The organism is Pseudomonas sp. IT-P176 (assembly GCF_949767245.1).
In the GTDB taxonomy this organism is placed as follows: Bacteria; Pseudomonadota; Gammaproteobacteria; order Pseudomonadales; family Pseudomonadaceae; genus Aquipseudomonas.
Genome location: NZ_CATKPN010000037.1, coordinates 14670 through 36376 on the forward strand (window position 1 = coordinate 14670; position 21707 = coordinate 36376).

22 protein-coding genes are annotated in these 21707 nt (G+C 61.5%); 12 read left to right on the forward strand and 10 right to left on the reverse strand.

What is annotated here, in order from left to right:
• The first annotated feature begins 154 nt into the window (after window positions 1–154).
• The 3 genes from ACM6IP_RS09755 to ACM6IP_RS09765 all read left to right on the forward strand — a co-directional run bounded on the left by ACM6IP_RS09755 (window position 155) and on the right by ACM6IP_RS09765 (window position 3557).
• The gene (locus tag ACM6IP_RS09755) at window positions 155–2050 is read left to right on the forward strand and encodes an acyl-CoA synthetase (RefSeq protein ID WP_401129803.1); all 1896 of its coding nucleotides are present in this window, start codon (window positions 155–157) and stop codon (window positions 2048–2050) included.
• 40 nt (window positions 2051–2090) lie between these two features.
• On the forward strand, window positions 2091–2411 hold the full coding sequence (locus tag ACM6IP_RS09760; RefSeq protein ID WP_401129801.1) for a 2Fe-2S iron-sulfur cluster-binding protein: 321 nt from the start codon (window positions 2091–2093) through the stop codon (window positions 2409–2411).
• 75 nt (window positions 2412–2486) lie between these two features.
• Window positions 2487–3557: an AraC family transcriptional regulator ligand-binding domain-containing protein gene (locus ACM6IP_RS09765; RefSeq protein ID WP_414861373.1), complete on the forward strand. Its 1071-nt coding sequence runs from the start codon at window positions 2487–2489 to the stop codon at window positions 3555–3557.
• Here ACM6IP_RS09765 and ACM6IP_RS09770 read toward each other — a convergent pair.
• Window positions 3510–4385, reverse strand: coding sequence for a LysR substrate-binding domain-containing protein (locus ACM6IP_RS09770; protein ID WP_414861374.1), 876 nt, complete (start codon window positions 4383–4385; stop codon window positions 3510–3512). The two genes, ACM6IP_RS09765 and ACM6IP_RS09770, sit on opposite strands and share 48 nt — an antisense overlap.
• A 109-nt stretch (window positions 4386–4494) precedes the next feature.
• Between ACM6IP_RS09770 and ACM6IP_RS09775 the strand changes: the two genes are divergently transcribed.
• The 7 genes from ACM6IP_RS09775 (at window position 4495) to phnX (ending at window position 11449) form a co-directional block, all read left to right on the forward strand.
• A complete protein-coding gene (locus tag ACM6IP_RS09775; RefSeq protein ID WP_159995948.1) occupies window positions 4495–5361 on the forward strand; it encodes a phosphate/phosphite/phosphonate ABC transporter substrate-binding protein in 867 nt (288 codons plus the stop codon).
• Entirely contained in the window at window positions 5358–6155 is a 798-nt protein-coding gene (phnC, locus tag ACM6IP_RS09780) for a phosphonate ABC transporter ATP-binding protein (RefSeq protein ID WP_414861375.1), read from the forward strand. Before ACM6IP_RS09775 ends, phnC begins: the two co-directional genes overlap by 4 nt.
• Before the next feature lie 2 nt (window positions 6156–6157).
• Window positions 6158–6976 carry a phosphonate ABC transporter, permease protein PhnE gene (phnE, locus tag ACM6IP_RS09785; RefSeq protein ID WP_159998822.1) on the forward strand — a complete coding sequence of 273 codons (819 nt, stop codon included), beginning with the start codon at window positions 6158–6160 and terminating at the stop codon, window positions 6974–6976.
• A 135-nt stretch (window positions 6977–7111) separates the two neighbouring features.
• The gene (psrA, locus tag ACM6IP_RS09790) at window positions 7112–8203 is read left to right on the forward strand and encodes an iron-containing alcohol dehydrogenase PsrA (RefSeq protein WP_095170280.1); all 1092 of its coding nucleotides are present in this window, start codon (window positions 7112–7114) and stop codon (window positions 8201–8203) included.
• Between the two features lie 127 nt (window positions 8204–8330).
• A complete protein-coding gene (locus tag ACM6IP_RS09795) occupies window positions 8331–9626 on the forward strand; it encodes an MFS transporter (RefSeq protein ID WP_414861376.1) in 1296 nt (431 codons plus the stop codon).
• A gap of 40 nt (window positions 9627–9666) precedes the next feature.
• The gene (locus tag ACM6IP_RS09800; RefSeq protein WP_095170278.1) at window positions 9667–10539 is read left to right on the forward strand and encodes a LysR substrate-binding domain-containing protein; all 873 of its coding nucleotides are present in this window, start codon (window positions 9667–9669) and stop codon (window positions 10537–10539) included.
• A gap of 82 nt (window positions 10540–10621) precedes the next feature.
• Window positions 10622–11449, forward strand: a complete 828-nt coding sequence (phnX, locus tag ACM6IP_RS09805) for a phosphonoacetaldehyde hydrolase (protein ID WP_159995942.1) — start codon at window positions 10622–10624, stop codon at window positions 11447–11449.
• Window positions 11450–11567: 118 nt separating this feature from the next.
• On the opposite strand, the gene ACM6IP_RS09810 is transcribed toward phnX, so the two are convergent.
• The 4 genes from ACM6IP_RS09810 to ACM6IP_RS09825 form a co-directional block, all read right to left on the reverse strand.
• Window positions 11568–11840: a CopG family ribbon-helix-helix protein gene (locus ACM6IP_RS09810; protein ID WP_414861377.1), complete on the reverse strand. Its 273-nt coding sequence runs from the start codon at window positions 11838–11840 to the stop codon at window positions 11568–11570.
• Between the two features lie 240 nt (window positions 11841–12080).
• Window positions 12081–12470, reverse strand: coding sequence for a hypothetical protein (locus tag ACM6IP_RS09815; RefSeq protein WP_414861378.1), 390 nt, complete (start codon window positions 12468–12470; stop codon window positions 12081–12083).
• Entirely contained in the window at window positions 12467–13885 is a 1419-nt protein-coding gene (locus tag ACM6IP_RS09820) for a PAAR domain-containing protein (protein ID WP_414861379.1), read from the reverse strand. The genes ACM6IP_RS09815 and ACM6IP_RS09820 overlap by 4 nt, the downstream gene beginning before the upstream one ends.
• Window positions 13882–14025 (reverse strand): hypothetical protein, encoded by a 144-nt coding sequence (locus ACM6IP_RS09825; protein ID WP_414861380.1) that lies wholly within the window; start codon window positions 14023–14025, stop codon window positions 13882–13884. The genes ACM6IP_RS09820 and ACM6IP_RS09825 overlap by 4 nt, the downstream gene beginning before the upstream one ends.
• Before the next feature lie 334 nt (window positions 14026–14359).
• Between ACM6IP_RS09825 and ACM6IP_RS09830 the strand changes: the two genes are divergently transcribed.
• The gene (locus tag ACM6IP_RS09830; RefSeq protein ID WP_414861381.1) at window positions 14360–15874 is read left to right on the forward strand and encodes a tetratricopeptide repeat protein; all 1515 of its coding nucleotides are present in this window, start codon (window positions 14360–14362) and stop codon (window positions 15872–15874) included.
• Window positions 15875–15877: 3 nt separating this feature from the next.
• Window positions 15878–16249 (forward strand): hypothetical protein, encoded by a 372-nt coding sequence (locus ACM6IP_RS09835; protein WP_401129781.1) that lies wholly within the window; start codon window positions 15878–15880, stop codon window positions 16247–16249.
• Window positions 16250–16258: 9 nt separating this feature from the next.
• Here ACM6IP_RS09835 and ACM6IP_RS09840 read toward each other — a convergent pair whose 3' ends face one another.
• The 5 genes from ACM6IP_RS09840 to ACM6IP_RS09860 form a co-directional block, all read right to left on the reverse strand.
• Window positions 16259–17110, reverse strand: a complete 852-nt coding sequence (locus tag ACM6IP_RS09840) for a helix-turn-helix transcriptional regulator (RefSeq protein ID WP_159995934.1) — start codon at window positions 17108–17110, stop codon at window positions 16259–16261.
• Between the two features lie 53 nt (window positions 17111–17163).
• On the reverse strand, window positions 17164–18582 hold the full coding sequence (locus ACM6IP_RS09845; protein WP_414861382.1) for an aminotransferase: 1419 nt from the start codon (window positions 18580–18582) through the stop codon (window positions 17164–17166).
• A 66-nt stretch (window positions 18583–18648) separates the two neighbouring features.
• Entirely contained in the window at window positions 18649–19752 is a 1104-nt protein-coding gene (locus ACM6IP_RS09850) for a polyamine ABC transporter substrate-binding protein (protein WP_414861383.1), read from the reverse strand.
• A 250-nt stretch (window positions 19753–20002) separates the two neighbouring features.
• Window positions 20003–20893, reverse strand: coding sequence for a universal stress protein (locus tag ACM6IP_RS09855; protein WP_414861384.1), 891 nt, complete (start codon window positions 20891–20893; stop codon window positions 20003–20005).
• A 94-nt stretch (window positions 20894–20987) separates the two neighbouring features.
• A complete protein-coding gene (locus ACM6IP_RS09860) occupies window positions 20988–21701 on the reverse strand; it encodes an NAD(P)H-dependent oxidoreductase (protein WP_320332178.1) in 714 nt (237 codons plus the stop codon).
• Window positions 21702–21707 lie beyond the last annotated feature (6 nt).

Sequence of the window (21707 nt, forward strand, 5' to 3'; positions counted from 1 at the left end):
TCAACTCCATGGCGTTGGGTTGCAATCTCGCACCCAGGTCCCGCTCGCTGGAAAAGTTGACACCGAACGCCCGACGAATGAATCACCACGCCATGCCTGTGTCCCGCGGTGCTTCCTAGAATCGCTGACCCTTTGCCCGCCACAGGATCCAGCCGTGACCTTACGTGACCTTAGCGACATCGAGGCCTTCGAGCGCACGCCCTTGCTCGACGCCGACCTACCCCCCAGTACCTACCAGATGCTCCTGCGTAGCGCAGACTTGCACGCCGATCGCCCCGCGCTGTCATTTTTTGCCGACATGCAGCACCTGCGCTCGCCCCGCACCTGGACCTACCGCCAGTTGCTGGCGCAGATCCACCGAGTGGCCAACGCCTTGCACAGTCGCGGCTACGGTGCGCACGACGTGCTGGCCTACGTGTTGCCGAACCTGCCCCAGACCCACTTCGTACTCTGGGGTGGCGAAGCCAATGGCATCGTTCTGGCGGTCAATCCTCAGCTCAGTGCCGAAGCCATCAGCCAGTTGCTACAGGCGGCGAACGCCAAGGTGGTGGTGACCCTGGCGCCCGCGCCCGGCACTGAACTGGGGCACAAGGTCGCGCAGGCCGTGGCGCTGACGCGCGGAGTCGAGTTGCTGGTCAGGGTCGCGCTGGACGAGACCGCAGCGCCCACAACCGCCCCGCCGGCGCTGCGCAACGCCATGGGGCAGACGGTCGAAGTGACGAGCTTTGAGGACTTTGTCCAAGGGCATAACGAAGAGCGACTGAACAGCCTGCGCGCCTTCGATTCGCACGCAGTGTCCTCGTACTTTTGCACGGGAGGCACCACTGGCTTGCCGAAAATCGCCGTGCGCGAACACCTCAATGAAGTATTCGACGCCTACGCCATGATGCGCATGCTCGGCGATGCCATCGGCCCGGGCAAAACCCTGTTCTGCGGCTTGCCGTTGTTTCACGCCAACGGCCAGTTGGTGACCGGCCTGGCGCCGTGGTCGGTAGGTGCGCACGTGGTGCTAGGGACCCCTGAGGGTTATCGCGGCGCCGGCGTGCTCGCGGGGTTCTGGGAGATCGTCGAGCACTACCGGATCAATTTTTTCAGTGGCGTGCCGACTATCTACTCGGCGTTGCTGCAACAACCCTGCAGCGGGCGAGACATCAGCTCGCTGCAGCTGGCCATGTGTGGCGCGGCACCCATGCCGGTGGAGCTGTTCCGGCGCTTCGAATCCGCCACCGGGATCCGCATCCTCGAAGGTTATGGCCTGACCGAAGGGGCATGCGCCAGCAGCCTCAACCCACCCGCCGGCGAGTCTCGCATCGGTTCCATCGGCCTGCGCTTGCCTTACCAGCAGATGGCGGTGCTGCAACTGGACGCAGCGGGCAACTACCAGCGCCATTGCCTGCCGGGCGAGGTCGGGGTGATTGCCATCAGTGGCCCCAACGTTTTTCGCGGTTATCTGCAGGCCGAGCACAACCAGGGCGTCTGGCTGACCCTGGGGGACGGGCAGCACTGGTTCAATACCGGTGACCTGGGACGCCAGGACGCAGAGGGCTACTTCTGGCTGACCGGGCGCAAAAAGGAGTTGATCATCCGCGGTGGGCACAACATCGACCCGCAGGTGATCGAGGAACCCTTGTATCGCCACCCCGACGTCGAGATGGCCGCCGCCGTCGGCCGCCCGGACCTGCATGCCGGTGAACTGCCGGTGGCCTACGTCAAGCTGCGCGCGGGCAGCACGGTGACCAGCGCACAACTGCTCGAGTACCTGGCACAGGTCATCGCCGAGCCCGCGGCAATGCCCAAGCGCCTGCAACTGCTCGATGACATGCCACTGACCGCCATCGGCAAACTGTTCAAGCCAACCCTGGTGATGGGTGAAATCGCCGATGTACTACAGGCCACCGCGCTGGCCCAAGGTGTGTCGCTCAACGCCGTGGATGTGCGCCAGCACCCCGTGCACGGCTACCTGGCGACCCTTGCCCTGGAGCAGCACAGTCCGGCATTCGAACAACTGCTGCGACGCTTCGCGTTTGCCTGTGAAATCGCCCGGGGCTGACCCCAGGCGCTCCCCTACCCCCATTGCAAGGAGCTGCAAGATGCCCAGAATCCAGGTCACCGAATTGAACGGCGAAGTCCAGTGGATTGACGCCGACGAGGGGGTCACCCTGATGGAGGCGCTGAAACACGCCGGTTGTGACGAGATCGAGGCCATCTGCGGTGGCGCCTGTTCCTGCTCGACCTGCCACGTCTATGTCCTTGCAGGCGGTTTTGCCGCCTTGGGTGGGCGTAACGAGGGCGAACAATTGCTGGTAGAGGAATCCGTGCACTACCAGGACAACTCGCGGCTGTCGTGCCAGGTGGTGCTGACGGCGGCCATGGACAACCTGCATGTTGCGGTAGCGCCCATGGAGGGATAGTGCGCCATGGTGGCTTTGTGCTTGAGCCTCGCGTTACATTGCCTGTCGAACCCCCTCAGCAGAGTGTCTCGACAGATGCCCAAAGCCACCAGTGTTTCGGCCGTTGCAGTCCTGGACCTGCATGACCTGCTGCTGGCGCTGGAACTGGTCACCCCGGCGCAGATGGCCAGCGCCGGGCTCGATCGCCATGCGCTGATTGACAGCCGCCCCAGCGCCCTGCCGATCCAGGAACAGCGCCTCGACGAGGAGTGCTTGCTGGCCCTGTGGCAGATGGCAACCCGCGACCTGCCCATGCCGGAGATCGGCCTGGTGGTCGGGCAAACCTTCAACCCTGCCACCCAAGGCGTGTTGGCCAGTTGGCTGTTCCAATGCACCCGGCTGGGTGAGGCCTTGCAGATCTTCCAGACCCACATTGCCCTGATGAATCCCTCGGAGAGCTGGACCTGCAGCGAAACCCACGAACATCTGCTGCTGGAGTTTTCCTTCGCCCCCGGCAAGCCCTACCCGCAAGCCGCAACCGAACGCAGCATGAGTGCCTTGCTCAGGTGGAGCCAGGAGATGACCGGAGAACCCCTGGTCCCCAGCGCCTGCGAATTCAGCTACCCGCGCCCGGCCTACCATGAGCGTTACCCGCCGATTTTTGGCCAGCACTTGCAGTTCGACGCCCCGCGCAACTGCCTGTACCTGCCCCGCGCGTTTTTGCAGGCCCCGATCCGCAGTGCCAACAGCTACCTCAAGCAGATTCTCGAGGAGCGGGCGCTGCACACCTTCGGCCAACTCGCCACCCGCGATCCGCTGCTGGACAAGGTGCGCCAGTTGATCCAGGGCAACCTACAGCACGGAGTGAGCATCGAGCAGGTGTGCAGCGCGCTGCATGTCAGTCGCCCGACCCTGTATCGCCGCCTCAAGCAGCACGGCACCAGCTTCACCGAGTTGGTGGGCGCGGTACGCAAGGACCTGGCCTACCGCCAGATTCAGCAGGGTTTGCCGGTGGCGGTGGTCAGTGATGGCCTGGGCTTCAAGGATGTCAGCACTTTCCATCGCGCTTTCAAGCGCTGGTTCAATCGCTCGCCAGGGGAATGCCGCTCGCACACCGGCTCAAGAAACGTGGGCCTGCCCCGCCAGCAGGACTTCGAAGAACGATGAAATCAACCGGCTGGAGCGCCGCTCCGCCAGGCAATAGAGGTAAGTCTCGGTGTACAGCGGATCGCCTTCCAGGCGGATCGCGCGGATCCGTGGGTCGGCAATGAACTCGGCTTCGGACACCGCCCCCAGGCCAATTCCGCGGACCACGGCTTCGCGCAGGGCTTCACGGCTGCCGATCTCCATGGCGATTCGCGGCACCACGCCCGCGGCCAGCAGCGCCGCGTCGAGGACCGCGCGGGTGGTGGAACCGGGCTCGCGTTGCAGCAGCGCCTGGCCTTCCAGTTCTTCGAGACGCACCGAGCCGCGAGCAGCCAGGGGATGGGCATGGTGGGCGAACAGGATGATCGCGTGGCGCGCGTAATGCACGGCACACAGCGCCGGATCGTCGTGCCGCCCGGCCAGCACCGCGATGTCGGTCACGTAGCGTTCGAGATCGGCCAGGACCTCTGCCGAGTTGCCGACCCGGATCGACACATCGATCCGTGGATGACGCTGCAGATAGTGGTCGACCATCTCGATCACATGAAACGGCCCTACCGCCCCCAACCGCAACTCGCCGCTGTCGAGCCGGCCGGAATCGCGCAGCAGGTTGTGCGCGTCCAGATCCAGGGCCGCCATCGCCTGGGCGATCGGCAGCAGTTGCCGGCCGACATCCGACAACTCGATGCGCCGCCCACGGCGGTGAAACAACTCCAGGTTGTATTGCCGTTCCATGGCTTGCACCTGGGTGGTCAGGGTCGGCTGGCTGAGGCCGATCGCCCGTGCCCCGGCACTGAAACTGCCGTGACGGGCCACGGCAAGGAACGCTCGCATCTTTGCGCTGGACATCCATAGACTCCATCAATAGTTAACTGCCTGAAGCCATATTGAATTGATCGAATGACTGTCACGTGACACTTCTAGCCTGAGGCAACTCCAAACCACTCCCTGGATTGCCATGAAACCTCTTCGCTCATTCCTGCGTGTTGCCAGCATCGCCCTCGCCCTGACCGCCGCCGGCCTGGCCAGCGCCAAAGACCAACTGACCATTGGCCTGATCCCCTCCGAAGACTCGCAGGCGATGATCGAAGCCAGCAAACAGGTGCTCGATACCCTGCAAACCCGGTTGGGCATGCCGGTGGTGCCCTTTGTCGCGACCGACTACAACGGCATCATCGAAGCGCTGCGCGCCGGCAAGCTCGACGTCGCGTACCTGGGGCCATTCTCCTACGTCCTCGCCACCTCGGTGGCCGAGGTCGAAGCCTTCGCGGTCGCCGTCACCCGCAAAACCGGGCAAAGCGCCTACAAGAGCGTGATTGTCGCGCGCAAGGACAGCGGCATCCGCGAGCTGGCCGACCTCAAGGGCCGTACCTTCGCCTTTGTCGACCCCAGCTCGGCGTCCGGCCACCTGTTCCCCAAGGCCGGCCTGGAGCAAGCCGGGTTCGTCCCGGCGCAGCTGTTTTCCCGGGTGATTTTCTCCGGCTCCCACGATGCCAGCATCCTCGCTGTGGAAAACCACAAGGTGGATGCCGCTGCGGTAGCCGACCGGATTTTTGCCAGCGCGGTGAGCAAGGGCCTGGTCAAGCAGGACGAATTCCAGGTGGTCTGGAGTTCGCGGCCGATTCCCGAGTCGCCGATGGTCTGGCGCAAGGACCTGGACCCGGCCCTGCAACAGAAGGTCGCCAGTGCCCTGGCCTCGATCAAGGATGTGCCGTGGGGTGACCAGGGCGTGCTCGACGGCTTCCAGCCCACCAGCGACGCCGCCTACGACGTGGTTCGCGACACCGCCAAGGTGCTCGATCTGGATTTGCGGAGCATGAAATGATCAGCATCCGCCAGTTGACCAAGCACTACGGGAGCAACCCGGTGCTGCGCGGTATCGACCTGGACGTCGGCCAAGGCGAGTTCGTGGTGATCCTGGGGCAATCCGGCGCGGGCAAATCGACCTTGCTGCGCTGTATCAACCGCCTGGTCCAGGCCGACTCCGGCACCCTGCAGGTGGCCGGCATCGATGCCCGCTCCTGCCGCGATCCGCGCACGCTGCGCCGCCAGGTGGCGATGATCTTCCAGCACCACAACGTGGTGCCGCGCCTGAGCGTGCTGAAGAATGTCCTGACCGGACGCCTGGGCGCCGTGTCCACCTTCAGCTCGGTGCTGCAGCTGTTTCGCCGGGCGGATGTCGCCCTGGCCAGGCAATGCCTGCAACGGGTGGAGCTGGAGCACAAGGCCGACGAACGCACCGACGCCCTCTCCGGCGGGCAGATGCAACGGGTCGGCATCGCCCGCGCCCTGGCCCAGTGTCCCCAGGTGATCCTGGCGGACGAACCGGTGGCCAGCCTCGACCCCAAGACCGCACGCCTGGTGTTGCAGTACCTGCGCGATGCATCGCGGGAACTGGGGATCACCGTGCTGTGCAACCTGCACCAGGTCGACTACGCCCGTGAGTTTGGCGACCGGATTGTCGGCCTGGCCCACGGCCGCCTGGTGTTCGACGGCCACCCGGCGAGCATGGGCGAGGCTGACCTGCAACGCATCTACCCTGGCCAGGAACCAGCACCTGAAGTGCCACCGACGACCAGCGCGCTGGCGCTGGTGCCGTGCAGCGAACCGAGGGCTTGAACATGCAACCGAACAATTACCTGTGGACCGTCGACCGGCCGCGCAGCGCGCGGAGCTGGCTGACTACCGCGGCGCTGGTGCTGGCGGTGGTGCTGACCCTGCATTGGAGCGCCGAGGGCGCGCAGCTCAGCGTCGCGGAACTGGCCGGCGGCCTGCCGCAAATCGGCGACTTCCTCGCCCGTACCATGCCACCCGACCTGAGCATTCTCCCGCGTTTGCTGGCACCGGCCATCGAAACCCTGCAGATCGCGATCTGGGGCACCCTGCTCGGCGTGCTGCTGGCGATTCCGTTGTCGTTCCTGGCGGCGCGCAACCTCAGTCGCAACCGCCTGGTATTCCACGCCACGCGACAGTTTCTCAACGTGACCCGCAGCATCAACGAACTGATCCTGGCCCTGATCTTTGTCTCGGCGGTGGGTTTGGGGCCCTTTCCCGGTGTGTTGGCGTTGGCGCTGCATGGCATGGGCATGCTCGGCAAGTTCTTCGCCGAAAGCATCGAGGAAATCGACCAGGGACCCATCGAGGCCCTGCAGGCCACCGGGGCACGGCCGTTGCAGGTGATTGTGTTTGGCGTCCTGCCGCAGGTGATTACCGCCTGGATCGCGGTGATCCTCTACCGCTTCGAGGTCAACTTGCGCTCGGCCACCGTGCTCGGCATGGTCGGCGCCGGCGGCCTGGGGTTCGAGCTGGTAAGCAGCCTGAAGCTGTTCAAGTACGAACAAACCGCCACCTGCATCATCGTCATTACCTTGATGGTGGTCATCGCCGACGCAGTGTCCGGCAGGCTGCGCAATGCGATCCAGCGCGGTTCCAACCATTAAACCGCGCTGGCCGCACCTTCGGCTGCCGGCTGTTATCGGTCCAGCCGATTCAAACCTGCGATTTATCGATTTGAGCTGTTGGCGAGTGCCCCTGAGTATGGGGCCACTTCGCCAACAACAATAAGGAACTCCCTGATGACCGCCCGATTCCACAACCCGGTAGACACTCGTTTCGGCTGGGGCAGCCTGCAACAGTTGGCCGCAATTACCGAACAGCACAAGGTCGCCCTGGTGACCTTCCCCGAAGCACGCGGGCTGGGCCTGGTGGCGCGGATCGAAGAGCTGCTGGGTGATCGCCTGGTCTACGTGATCGAAGACGTGCAGCCCAATCCCGACGTGGCGCACCTGCGCGACACCTATGAACGCTTCTGGGCCGAAGCCGGCGACTGTGCCATGGTCATCGCCGTGGGCGGAGGCAGCGCCATCGACACCGCCAAGGCGCTGATTGTCGGTACCGAATCGGGGAGCTTCGACGAGTTGCTGACCCTGCTGGCAACCGGCAAGCCCTTTGTCCCGGCCCGCAGCAAATTGCTGATTGCCGCACCTACCACCGCCGGCACCGGCAGCGAAGTCACGCCCTGGGCGACCATCTGGGACAGCGCCAGCCTGAAGAAATACTCGCTGCACCTGGACTGCACCTGGCCCAAAGTGGCGATCATCGACCCGCAACTGATGTTGACGGTGCCAGCCAGCGTCACCGTCTCCACCGGCCTGGACGCCTTGTCCCATGCCCTGGAGGCAATCTGGAACGTCAACGCCAACCCGATTTCCGACACCTTCGCCGTGGCGGCCATCGAGGACATCCTCGAATGCCTGCCTCGGTTGCTGCGCGACCTGTCCAGCCAGGAACTGCGCTCGCGCATGGCCCTGGCCGCCCTCAAGGCGGGCATGGCGTTCTCCAACACCAAGACCGCACTGGCCCACTCCATTTCCTATGAAATGACCCTGCGCCACGGCCTGCCCCATGGCATCGCCTGCTCCTTCACCCTGCCCCTGGTGCTGGGCCTGGCCTGGGGTCACGACCAGGAGCGCGACCAGACCCTGCAGCGGGTTTTCGGCACCGACTTGGCCAAGGCCCAGGCCCAGTTGCGCGACCTGTTGCACAGCGTCGGGGTGAAGACCGAGTTTGCCGACTACGGCGTCACCGCCCAGGACGCCGAGGCCATCATCCAGTTCGCCCTGCAGGGCGCGCGCGGCAAGAACTTCATCGGTTGCCAAGCGGCCTAGATCCAGCTTTTACCTCAACACGCACTGCCTGCGGCGCCACCGGCCGCGGCGATTTCCTGCGGCACCGGTAAATCGGTGTCACCCTCGGGCGATGGCTCGAGGGGCGAACAATAATAAGGAAAAGATCATGAATCGTGCCCAAACCCTGCCTGGTATCGCTACCCACACGGCCTCGTTCCGCGTCGCCCAGTGGCGCATGTTGCTGGCGGCGATGTTCTGTTACCTGTTTTTCTACACCGGCCGGCAAACCTTCGGTTTTGCCATTCCAGGGATCCAGGCCGAGTTTGGCCTGAGCAAGGAAACCCTGGGCTGGGTGTCGGCCGCCATGCTCTGGGCCTACGCCATCGGCCAGGCCATCAATGGCAACCTTGCCGACAAGTTCGGTGGCCGGCGGATCATGACCCTGGGCGCCGTGCTGTCCTGCGGCGCCAACTGGGTGACCAGCTTCTCTGCCGGGTTTGCCAGCCTGATCCTGCCCTGGGGCATCAACGGTTACTTCCAGGCATTGGGCTGGGCGCCGGGCAGCCGGTTGATCTCCAACTGGTGGAGCGCTGGCGAGCGCGGCAAGGTCTACGGCTTTTATGTGTTTGCCGCTGGGTGCGCCTCGGTGCTGTCCTACGTGACCTCGATCGTGGTGCTGGAGGTGCTGCAACTGGAGTGGCGCTGGATCTTCCGTCTGCCGGTGTTGCTGATGCTGGCCGGCGGTATCCTGTTCTACCTGATTGCCCGTGAACGCCCGCAAGACCTGGGCTTCGAACCGCTGGCCGACACCGGCGTGGCCAATGCCGCCGACAAACAGCATGAGGTGTCGCAAGGCGAGGTCGAAACTTCCGCGCAGCGCTACAAGGCAGTCCTGAAAAATGCCCGGCTGATCATCGCCGCGGTATCCCTGGGCTTCCAGAACGCCGCCCGCTACGGCCTGATCGTCTGGGTGCCGGTGCATTTTCTCGGTGCCGACTGGAAAAGTGGCGACAGCCTGGTGGATCCGAAGTGGATCACCGTGGCCCTGCCGGTGGGCATGGCGATCGGCGCACTGACTAATGGCTGGGTGTCGGACAAGCTGTTCGGCTCCAAGCGTTACCTGGCGATCATGCTCTACATGTTCCTCGGCGCGGCGACCAGCCTGTGGATGTGGAGCCTGCCGCCCCACAGCATGATCGGCCTGGTGGCGCTGTTCCTCTGCGGGTTCTTCGTCTATGGCCCGGCCTCCAGCTTCTGGGCCCTGTGCCCGGACCTGGTCGGCGCCAAGCGGGCGGGTACGGCCACCGGGGTGATGAACTTCTCCTCCTATCTGTTCGCGGGCCTGGCGGAACCCCTGATCGGCAGTATGCTCGACAGTACCGGCAATACCTCGCTGATCTTCATCGTGGTCACCTCGGCCTGCCTGTGCAGTGCGCTGGTCGCGCTGTTCATCAGGCGTTGATGGCTCGGCACCCCGTTTCGACTCACAGGCAGGCGCACTCATGTACCAGTACCACAAGTGGCTCCGTTCCTTTCACGCCGTGGCCAAAACCGGCAGCTTCACCCTGGCGGCCGAATACCTGTGCATCGGCCAGCCAACGGTCAGCGAGCAGGTCAACGCCCTGGAGAAGAAGTTCTCGGTGGAACTGTTCCACCGCCGTGGTCGCTTTATCGACATGAGTTCGGCCGGGCACCAGCTCTACGGGATTACCCAGGGCCTGTTCGGCCAGGAGGACGAAGCCGTGCAACTGCTGCACAGTTTCAAGCAACGCAAGACCGGCATGTTGCGCCTGGGGGCGGTTTCGCCGCCTATCGCGATGAACCTGACCTATGAACTGATGCAGCAGCATCCGGACATCGAGCTGGAAACCTCCTTCAGCCCGGAAAAGGAGACCCTGGCGCGACTGTTCAATTTCGACATCGACGTGGCGATCCTCGCCCTGTCCGAGTTCGACCAGCGTTTCGACACCCAGCTGTACCGGCGCTACCCGATCATCGCGGTGGTCCGTGACGACCATCCCTGGGCGCAGCAGGAACAGGTGCATGTCGAGCAGATCAGTGCCGAGAAATGGGTGCTGCGCGAGAAGAGTTCGCGGACCCGGCAACTGGTGGAGGAAAGCTGCACGCGGTTGAACGTCGAACTCAACTGCGTGATGCAATTGAACAGCCGCGAAGCCATTGTCCACGCCATCGCCAAGGGCATCGGCATTGGTTTTGTCTCGGCTGTCGAGTACGCCCAGACCCCGGGCACCAAACCCATCACCTTCGTCGATCACCCGTTCGCCATCGATTACCACCTGTGCTGCCTGGGCATCCGCCGCAACCGGCCAATGATCGCCGAGCTGTTCGACTCAAGCCCGATACCGACCACCTGACAACACCGTACCCATTGACCTTTGCGCCCTACTTCCTTGCACGAAGGACGGCCGCCCCCTACCCACACACTGGAGATCTACCATGCACTATCAACAACCGCGCCACCTGCAAGCCGTGGTCCTGGACTGGGCCGGCACCGTCGTCGACTTCGGCTCCTTTGCCCCCACGCAGATTTTCGTCGAAGCCTTTGCCGAGTTCGGCGTTGCCGTGTCCCTGGAAGAGGCCCGTGGCCCGATGGGCATGGGCAAGTGGGACCACATCCGCACGCTGTGCAATCAACCGCAGATTGCCGAACGTTACCGTGCCGTGTTCGACCGCCTGCCGACCGATGCAGACGTCACTGCACTCTATGAACGGTTCATGCCGCTGCAGATCGACAAAATCGCCCTGCACTCGGCCCTGATCCCAGGCGCCCTGGAGGCCATCGCCGCGCTACGCGAGCAGGGGCTGAAAATCGGATCCTGCTCCGGCTATCCGGCGGTGGTGATGGCCAAGGTGGTAGAGCTGGCCCGGGCCAACGGTTACGTCGCCGACCATGTGGTAGCCACCGACGAAGTGCCCAACGGCCGTCCGTATCCGGCACAGGCCCTGGCTAACGTGATCGCCCTGGGAATCAGCGACGTCGCCGCATGCGTCAAGGTCGACGACACCTGGCCGGGTATCCTCGAAGGCCGCAGCGCCGGCATGTGGACAGTCGCCCTGACCTGCTCCGGCAACGCCCTGGGCTTGACCTACGAACAGTTCCAGGCACTGAGCCCCGAGCAACTGGCCGAAGCACACGCCCGCATCAGCCAAACCTTCGAAGGCGCCCGCCCGCACTACCTGATCGACACCATTGCCGAGTTGCCGGCAGTGATCGAGCAGATCAACGCCCGCCTGGCACGGGGTGAAACGCCGCAAGGCGCGTGAGCCAAGCAACGCTGCAACTTGCAGCGTATCGGGGTGAGGATTGCCCCGGTACGCTGCCATTTTTCTATGGGTCCGATCCACGCATTATCGATCCTCGCGTGTGTGCCACAGCTCTCCATCAGCGCGGCACTGGCAGCGGAGATTCTGTAGTCAGGCTGTCGGCCCAGGCCTGGACTGCCTGGTGGTCAATTACCCGACCGGCGTCCACATCAGCCAAGGCCTCTCGGGTCAGGCGACTGCGTTCTTCTTCCTGGTCAATCCAAGCAGAAAGGGCCTGCTTGACGATCCAGTTCTTGGAGCGTTCAAGGCGCTCGGCCTTCAAATCGACCTTCTCAGCCAGTTGCACAGGGACATGAGCCGTGACGGATCGGGTCTTGGCGGTAGTAACCATGATCATTACTCCAATGCAGCGAAATGCTATTTTTGAATAAAAAATGGGACAGATTTATTTAGCAGAAAAATAAACCCGTCACCTTATGCGTTAATACCAATCCCGATGCAGCCACCGGTCTGCATATATTGGGCATAATCCGGTATCTGTTCCGGTGCTCCAACCTTGTCCCAGTGATGTAACAGGCTTCGGCTGGAAATATTGAAGTCCGTTTTTTACTTGGATTAGTCGTCCATCAAGCTACTTGAGTTTGATCAGCACGACTGCAATTCCCATCCAAGTGCAGGAAATGATCATTATCGTCAAATCGATAATCAGAAGACGTTTCAAGCGAGTAGGAAAATTTTTAAGATCGGTAGGATCCAGTTCACCGATGCGAAGTGATGCCCATGGCCACACCACCATTCCGGCGATTTTTGATATATCCAAGAAGGACCAAATCAAACCCCGTTTTCCCAGGCTTGGCCCCCAAATATAGATGTAACGACTGTTCTTCAAAGCCTCTTTAATGGCGTCCAGATGACAACGGCTAAGGTACAGACTGAATGCGAGGCCCACCGCAGCGAGGAGAATTGGGCCTCCGCTAACAATGATCGCAATCCAGGGAGACCATGTGTCGATACTGGTCATGGTTGTGTAACCTCGTACATTTTCTCCCCCATGTATTCGCCAGCCTTACCACCGTACTCCGTACCCACCCATGCCCCCGTCCCCACTATGGCCGCGACACAGACAACACCTCCGATACCTGTAGATACGCCAAGTGCCACGCAAATCGAACCTCCAGCAGATCTGGCTATCCCTCCGCTAACAGCACCAATAAAGGTCGACCCAGTAAACTTCCCTCCCTCCGTAAACCTCACCTTCTCGCAAGCCGCCCCCGAATCGCCAATACATACCTCCTGAATAGCCAACCACGAGGACACCCCGCCAATACCAATCCCGATGTAACCACCGGACTGCATATACTGCGCAGCACGACTGGTAGCGCTGACATGCGTGGCATAACCCGGTATCTGTCCCGGCGCCCCAGCCTTGTCCCAATGATGGACCAGGCTTCGACTGGAAATGCCGAGGGCCGTTTTCAACTTGGGGTGATCGCCCAGGGTGGTCTGGCTGCGCAGCCGAGTAGAGTTCAGCAAATGTACATCCAACTGGCTGATCAGGTGCCTGCGATCGGCGAAGAACTGCGGCGATTTGAGATGACCATGTTGGCGATAGCTTTCCTGATGCAAGCGCTCCATGGCCTGGAGCGTGTCACGCAGCCTGCTCACGTGGTTTTCCATGACCAGGGCACTGACGCCAAGCCAGGTTGAGGTGTGACCGGTAAAGCTGGCGATTTCAGCGCCGTGGCGAAGCAGAAAATCGGCCTGTTGCGGCGTAAGAGGATCAAGGGTTGCCTTGACCTGTTGAGCCGCCTGCATCAGTTGCGCTTCCTGATAGGTACAGGAAGTGTTGTTCGGATCGCTCAGCACGACCATCGAACCGGCTTTGATCTCACCCAGATCAGGGTTGAGCGCCTGAAACTTGCTCATCACCGCCCCATCGCGCACCGGAAAAAGCGTGGCCTCCAGTGCTTCACGGGTCATGCTTTTGGGGACCACATAGAAGCCTGGTTCCTGAGGCTCCAAACGCTTGAACACTGGCGCAGCAGCATGGCTCGATGGCGAGAAGGCGGATTGCCGCGGCGCTTGCGAGGGATTGGTGCCTGCTGAAGAAGCTGGCTGAGCGGCTGCTCTTGTCGTTTGTGGTGCAACGCTTGATTGCAGAGGCGCTATCACGCGGTTGCGACCCTTGGGGCAGCCGCAGTGAATGCCTGCGCCGTCCAGTACCGTTGCAATCCCCATCCACTTCATGGCGGGCAGGCTATCAACGATTACACCGATTTCTCCGCATTGCGGGCAAGGTGTGGTTTTATCCCCGAGCCGCAGGACGCCCCGGCCGCCTTGTGTCGCATTGGGCAGGCTGCTGAGACACACCGCGCCGGTGGTGGTCAGATCACCATGCAGACCTTGACCTATCCCGTTGACACTGCCTCGACTCATGACTCAGCCCTCACTCGAGGTAGCCAGGCTGGTGCGCTGACACCGGCAAACTGCTGCTCGGCAAAGTGCAGTTGCTCCAGTGCGCGGAGAAACTCAGGGGAGACGTCGGTGGTGTACATCAGGGCTGCATGCATTTTCATGATCCATATCCATGGGTTTATTTCGCCGTTTCTCTCTCCTCACTCCAGAGCGTGCGATGTCGCGAAACCTATCGAACGATGGCCAAGAGTGTGAGGGTTTGATTAACCAGCAGTACCCTGAAGATGTGAATATCGAACGTAAATAGGACTCTTCCCCGATGCGCGTAGGAAAAGAGTTAAATTAGACTTACTCTCGCGATTGCAACCTAATCGAAGTAATACCCACGCAGGTAGGGCTTTGCCGCTCAAGGTTACTGACCCTGGTAAACCGCCTGCGTTTGTGTCCGTCGGCCTTTGTCATTAGTGTGGGAATTATCTGCAGGGAAGCATCAAGATGAATCTCATGACAAAAGCGATTTGCCGTTATCTTTTGCCCGCACTAGAAGCCCCATTCCGCCTGTCTATTAGCCAATTTTCCTGCGCCTTTGGGAAATGGCCGCAGCGTGTTTTCATGGCAACTGTGCTACTTGGCTTGTTGACGACGGCAGCGTTTGCCAGCGCTCAACCGAGCAATCTTGGAGATCATCAGGTTTTTCAAACAAACACCGAACTGCAGCGCGCTAATACGCAGGTGATTGCGGCGTCCACCTACGCCGAACAACATCCGCGTGATACCGATGCACAGTATGCGCTGGCCGTGGCGCTGGATCGGATGGGTGACCTGCAAACCCTGAGAGCGAAGCAGCTGTTTCCGTACAACGCAGGATACAGGGCCGCTCTGGAGCTGGCCCGGAACAACCTGAAGGCCCACCCTTACACCAGTAAGCTCATGCCCAAGGTACAACGCCTGGAACCTGGCGCGGCAGCAGACAAGGAGCAAATACTCTGGAGCTACCGTGACGCTGCCCGACGTTATTTCACCAGGGCCCGTATCGTTTACCAACAACTGATCGCCTTGCAGCCCAACAACAGCAAGTGGCAACAAGCACTCGCGGTGAACTACACAAGAACCAACCCGGGCCATGTGGGGGTCGAAGAAGTCAGGGCCTACTATCAGCCGGCCCTGGATATTCTGCTGCGCCTGGCAAAGTCAGCGCCTGGTAACCAGCAGTTGCAACGCGATCTCGCGGCAACCTACGAGGAAATTGCGGACCGGGTGAATTCAATGACCGGCACCTTGCCCGCTGAATACCATGAGGCCTTGGCAATACGTATAAAAGTGCTCAGGAGCAATGAAACCAATCCACTGTTCGTCCGCGAGTTGGCAGTGACCTTCGGCAAGATCGGCGAAGCCCTGGTAATGCGCGGGAAATGGGCAGCAGCACGTGACGCCGTGACCGATCAATTTGGCTTGTACCAGGATTTGGCTGCCTTGGACCCTGGCAACAACCAATGGCAACGCGAACTTGCAATGGCGCACATGGATTTTGCAGCGATTAAAAACGACAACAATGGGCCAGGCGCAAAACTAGAGGCAGAAGTGCTGAATCATTATTCCCAAGCCTTGGTAATACGAGCCCGGCTGATTGAAGTGGAGCCGAGCAATGCGCAGTGGCAGATGGACTTGGTCGCCAGCCACGAAACTATGGCCAGGTTTTACGATGACCGAGGGTTGAACGAAAAAACCCTGGCCTCCTACATCGAGGCGCAACGACAAATGGCCAAGTTCGCACAGCGTTACCCCAACGATCGCGGTTGGCTCTTCTACCAACTCTATTTCTATTTCAGCATCGGTTCCGAGTACCGGGCAATACAGAGCTGGGCCGCGCCCCACTCACTTGGGGGGAAATTTCCCGAACCAGGGAAATTCAAATCCGCTGCAAAGGCCCAAGACGAGGTGTTTGAGAATATGCGCAAGATAATCGATACCTTGGTCCGCATGACCGATGCCCCTGCGAGGCCAGTGTAGAAAATGAACAGATTGAACTGGCACACCATGATCTTCTTGCTCAGCGTGCTAACAGCAGGCTGTAGCAATGTCATTTATCCTGACCCGCTCCCGGCCGCAGCAGCCGTACTGAAAACAGCACCTGAATCGGATGGTAAAAAAATCATCTCGGCGCAGTGGATGAAGCGTGATTTTTCTGCCGAAATCCACAGCCTGTCCAGTGGCGATGTTTCGGGGCTTCTTATAAGAACCACCGGGTACGCGCCGGGAGAACAGATCACCGTTGAGCTCGATGATAAAAACAGCAATGACGATGGTGGTAGCTACACGCTAACCAAAAAAATAACCGGCGTCGTGGATAAGCACGGTGAAGTCAGAGTACTGATTAAAAGTTAAACCACCTGATCAGATGCGGTCCTGGCGCAGCCACTCGATGAACAGCGCAAACAACTCGGACTGGGAGTTGATCGCCAACTTCAGGTACAGGTTCTTGCGGTGCATGCGCACGGTTTCTGCGGCGATCCGCAGTTCGTTGGCCGTCGACTTGACCGAGTGACCGCGCAGCACCATGTGCGCCACTTCACGCTCACGCTCGGTCAGCACCTCACAACCGAAATGCTCGAAGGCGTGCTGGATACTCGGTTTGAGATCGACCGTCGCAGGTGCAGCTACCGCCTCCTGTTGGGTGATCAGCCGGTTGCACTGGGCAAACTGGCGGATGAACTGGCGGACCATAGGCTCGACTGCGCGCAGCAGGTCCAGTTGCCCGGTGCTCAAGGCCTGGCCGCCAAAGCCCTGGAACAGGCTCAGGGACACCTTGCTCTGATTGCCGACATCGACAATGAAATAACTGTCTTCCGAACAACCGCCCTTGAGGTAGTAGGCCTTGTAGTAGTCGCTGTCGAAAAAGTCGTCCGGGGCGATTTCTTCCAGGTGATAGAAGCCTTCCGCCAGGCCCTGCTCCACCGCCAGGCAGAACGGGTCGAGCAGGTAACCGCCGGAGAAATAGCGTTCGATCACCGACTCCCGGTACTGCTCGGGAATGCCTTGCAGGTACAAGGATTGGGGTGGCTGGTCCTTGCGCTCCAGGCTGATCATCACCGATTCCACCGACACCAGGTGTCCCAAGGCCTGCGCCAGGCAGCGCAACGCATCCGCCGTATCGATCCGGGTAAAGGCGTGCGCCAGCCCGGCGTGCCATTGATGCAGGGCACGCCAGGGCATGGCGATCAGTGTGTGGTCCTGGGCTTTGCTCATGCCGTGCAGTCTAGCCGGTGAGCCAGGACCGCGCATAGGCAGGCCGCGGCTGCTCATCGCCCGGCGTACAGGTCCAGGGCCTGGAGTTCGGCGGCGACCTCGAGGATGCACGCGCGCAGGGTCTCGACGATTTCGTCGACCTGGGCATGGGTGATGATCAGCGGCGGCGACATTACGTTCAGGTGCATGATCGGCCGCACCAGCAACCCCTTGGCCTGGGCCCGCAGATGAATCCGCTCGCCGATGTTGACCTCGTCGGCAAACAGCGCCTTGCTGGCCTTGTCGGCCACGAACTCGACGCAGGCCATGAGTTTCTCGCAGCGCACATCGCCCACCAGCGGCAAGCCACGCAGGGTTGCCAGGCGTTGTTCCAGATAGCTGCCCACATCCTGCACGTGGGCCAGCAGGTTCTCGCGCTCGATGATCTCGATGTTCTTCAGCGCCGCGGTGCAGCACACCGGATGGCCACTGTAGGTGAAACCGTGGGTGAAGCAGCGCCCTTGGCCGGGCTCGGCGATCACGTCCCAGATCCGCGTCGAGAAAATGCACGCCCCCAGCGGCAGGTAGGCCGAGGTCAGGCCTTTGGCGGTGGTGATGATGTCCGGCTGCACGCCGAACAGCTCGCTGGAGGCGAACCACTTGCCCAGGCGGCCGAACGAGGTCACCACTTCATCGGCGACAAACAGGATGTCGTGGGCCTGGCACACCTGCCACATGCGCTGCAGATAACCTTCAGGGGGAATGATCACCCCGCCGGAGCCCATGATCGGCTCGGCAAAAAACGCCGCGACCCGGTCGGCACCGATGCTGTGGATCTTGTCTTCGAACTCCTGGACCAGGAACTCGAGGAACTGCGCCTCGTCCATGCCATCCGGGGCGCGGTACGGGTTGGGGTTGGAGACGTGGTGGATCAGCTCATGGGCGTAATCGAATTCCGGCACCCGGTCAGCAGCCTTGTTGCCGATCGACATCGTCAGGCAGGTCGAGCCGTGATAGGCGTTGTAGCGGGCAATGATGTGTTTCTTCTGCGGTTTGCCACGGCAGTTCTGGTAGTACTGGATCAGTCGATAGGCGGTGTCGACCGCAGTCGAACCACCGGTGGTGAGGAACACGTGGTCGAGATCGCCGGGAGCCAGGCTGGCAAGTTTTTCGCAAAGCTCGATTGCCACCGCATTGGCCATGTCGGAGAACGGATTGGCGTACGCCAGTTGCCGGACCTGATCGGCAATCGCCAGGGCCATTTCCTCGCGGCCCAGGCCGATGTTGGTGCACCACATGCCGCCCACCGCATCGAGAAAGCGCTGGCCTTCACTGTCGTAGATATACGCGCCGTCGCCGGCGACGATGTTCAGCGCGCCGTTTTGCCGGTGCTCATCGAACACGTGGTAGCCGTGCATGTGGTGGGCCTTGTCGGCCTTGACCAGTTGGGCGTTATCGAACTTGTTGAAGAACTCGGCGTTGGGTGTGGTCATGGCAAAGGTCTCGAAGGTGATGATCAATCAGCTGGGATAATCAAGGTGGGACGAGCCGACACTGACTCAGAGCCCGGTCTTTACCGTGCTCCAGACCCGGGTGATGGCGCGCATGTCCTTGGCGTCCTGGGTCTTCTGCGCAAACAGCCGCGCACGCGTGGCCGCGTCGGGGTAGATCGCCTGGTTGTCACGCACCTCGGGCTGCAGCAACGCGGTGGCGGCCTGGTTGCTGTTGGCGTAGTGGATGTAGTTGCTGACGTCGGCCATTACCTGGGGTTGCAACAGGTACTGGAGGAACTTGTGGGCGTTGGCCACGTGGGGCGCGTCACTGGGGATGTACATATTGTCGAACCAGATCAGCGAGCCTTCCTTGGGCACGAAGTACGCCAGGTTGATCTTCAGCTTGGCCTCCTCCGCCCGGGCCTGGGCGGTGGCGTAATCGCCGGACCAGGTCATCGCCATGCAGACATCGCCATTGGGCAGGCTGGTGAGGTAGTTCACCGAGTCGAATTTCTTGATGTAGGGTCGCACCGACAGCAACAGCTCCTGGGCGGCCTTGAGGTCGGCCGGCGCGGCGCTGCGGGGGTCACGGCCCAGGTAGGTCAATGCCAGGGGGATGACTTCGGTGGGCGCATCGATCAGGGTCACGCCGCAGTCGGCGAAGCGCGAGACAATCTTGGGATCGAAGATCATCGCCAGCGAACCGATAGGGGCATCGGGCATGCGGGCCTTGATCATGTCGACGTTGTAGGTCACGCCATTGCTGCCCCAGGTGTAGGGCGCCGAATAGGCCACACCGGGATCGTAGCCCTGCAGGTCCTGCAGCACCTTGGGGTCCAGGTTGCTCCAGCCCGGCAGTTGCTGCTTGTCCAGGGGTTGGAACACCTTGGCCTTGATCAGCGGCGGCACCAGAGAGGCATTGAGCACCACCAGGTCGTAACCGGAGTGGCCGGTGAGCAGCTTGGCCTGCACCGTCTCGTAGGCATCGAAGGTGTCGTAGATGACCTTGATCCCCGTGGCCTGTTCAAAGTCGGCCAGGGTCCTTTCACCGATGTAGTCCGCCCAGTTGTACAGCCGCAGCGTGTGGGCATCGTTCACCTCGGCGGCATGCACCGCCCAGGACAAGGGAGCTAGCAACAGACTGGAAAACACGTGTAGTGCCTTGCGCATTGCACATTCCACCTTATAAGCAGACTCGGCTCTGGATGAGCGGACGTGCTTACTATTGGCGGATTGACGCAACGGCACCATACCCCGAATGGGGGTGGACGACCGCCCCCCAAACGCAGAACCGTAGCAGCTGTCGAGCCCGCGAGGCTGCGTCAACGGCCGCACGACGTTCATTCAACTCGGCAATACATCCGCCGGGGGTCGCTGCGCAACCCAACGCAGCCTTCGGCAGCGGCTACAGGGATATCCGTCAGACTGCCAGCACGCTGCAGGACGCCTGGTACAGCAGATGCTCGGTGGTGCTGCCGATGAGTTTTTCCAGGCCTCGCGACTGATTGCGCCCCAGCACCAGTACATCGACCTGGTTCTGATGGGCGAATTCGGCCAGCACCTGGACTGGATCACCCTTGATGAAGTGCCGGTGCTCCGGCGCTACGCCAAAATGCTCGGCGGTATTGAGGAAGGCGTTTTCCAGGTCCTGGCGCAATTGCCGGGTCAAGTCGCTCAACGCCAACCCGGCGGCGCCCAGGTCACCCAGAAAATCGGCGGTTATGTCACAGGCTGTGACCAGGTGCAGTTCGGCATCGCATTGCAACGCCAGGCGTTCGGCCTGCTTGAGGATCCGCTCGTTGAGCTTTTGATTCTGTGGCTGGTCATTGGCGCTGTCGATGGCCGCAACGATCTTGCGCGGCAAGGCCTGGGCCTGGTCGCCCACCAGGTAGGTCGGCACCGGGCAATAGCGCAGCAGGTACCAGTCCATCGGGGTGAAGAAGGTGCGCTTGAGCAGCGGTTCCTGCTGCACTTGCTTGATCAGCAGGTCCGGTTGCAGTTCGCTGACGTGCTGCAGGATGTCGCTCCTGACGTCTTCGGACCACGTGGTGTAGGCCGTGACCTCAACCCCGCTGACTCGCAGTTGATGGGCTTGCGCCTGGAGCCAGAGGTCCTGTTCCTGCAGATAGCTGGCCCGTGCGCTGGCCCAGTCATCGCCCTCCAGCAGGGAAAGGATGCCCAGGGACTTGATCAGCCCGACGATGTGCAGGCTCGCACCGCTGGCCCCGGCCAGCGCACCCGCCTGCTGGATGGCCGGCGACTGGCGCAGGGCCGGGTTGATGATCAGCAGCAGGCGTTGGTACTGGCTCATGGTCGGATTCTCGGATGAAGTTATGTTCAGTATTGACCCAAGACTGCACCCGTGGGGGTTTAGCGTATTGATCCCGATCAAGGCCGATGGCTGGTCAGGCCATAGTTGGGGGCCGCGGATACAACTGCTCGTCAAACTGGGCCAGTCGCGGGAACACCAGGGGCTGTTCATCCGCCAGGTGCCGCAGGCGCTGGTCGTACTCCACCAGAAACGTCTGGCGCGCCTCATCGCTGATATAAGGCACGTGCCAGGCGACAAACGGCTCCAGCACATCAAACCCAACGTAGGCCAAGGTCCCGCGCAGGATCGGCCGCAGCATGTCTTCCAGCGGGCCGTGAATCGCACCGTCGCCGAACATGTGCTCACGCCCCCCCAAGGTCACCGTCACCAGCGCCTTCTTCCCGGCCAACCCACCCTGATCGTAAAAACGCTTGCCGCCATAGCAAATGCCCGACACCAGCACCCGATCGATCCAGCCCTTGAGCATGGCCGGGGCGGAGAACCAGAAGATCGGGAAGTTGAGGATCAGCAAGTCGGCCCACAACAGCTTGTCCAGCTCGCCCTGGATGTCCGCGGCCAGGGATTGGCTCTTGACCCCCAGGCGTTGTTCCAGGGCGTAGACCAGGTAATCGGGGTTTTCCCGCGAGGAAAAGTCCTGGCTGCTGGCGACCGGGTTCCAGTTCATCGCGTACAGGTCGCTGACCTGCACCTCGTGGCCCTGGGCCTTGAGGGTGGTCACGGCCTGGTCACGCAGGGCCGCGGTGAAGGAGTTCGGTTCGGGGTGAGCGTGGACGATCAATACTTTCATGATGAT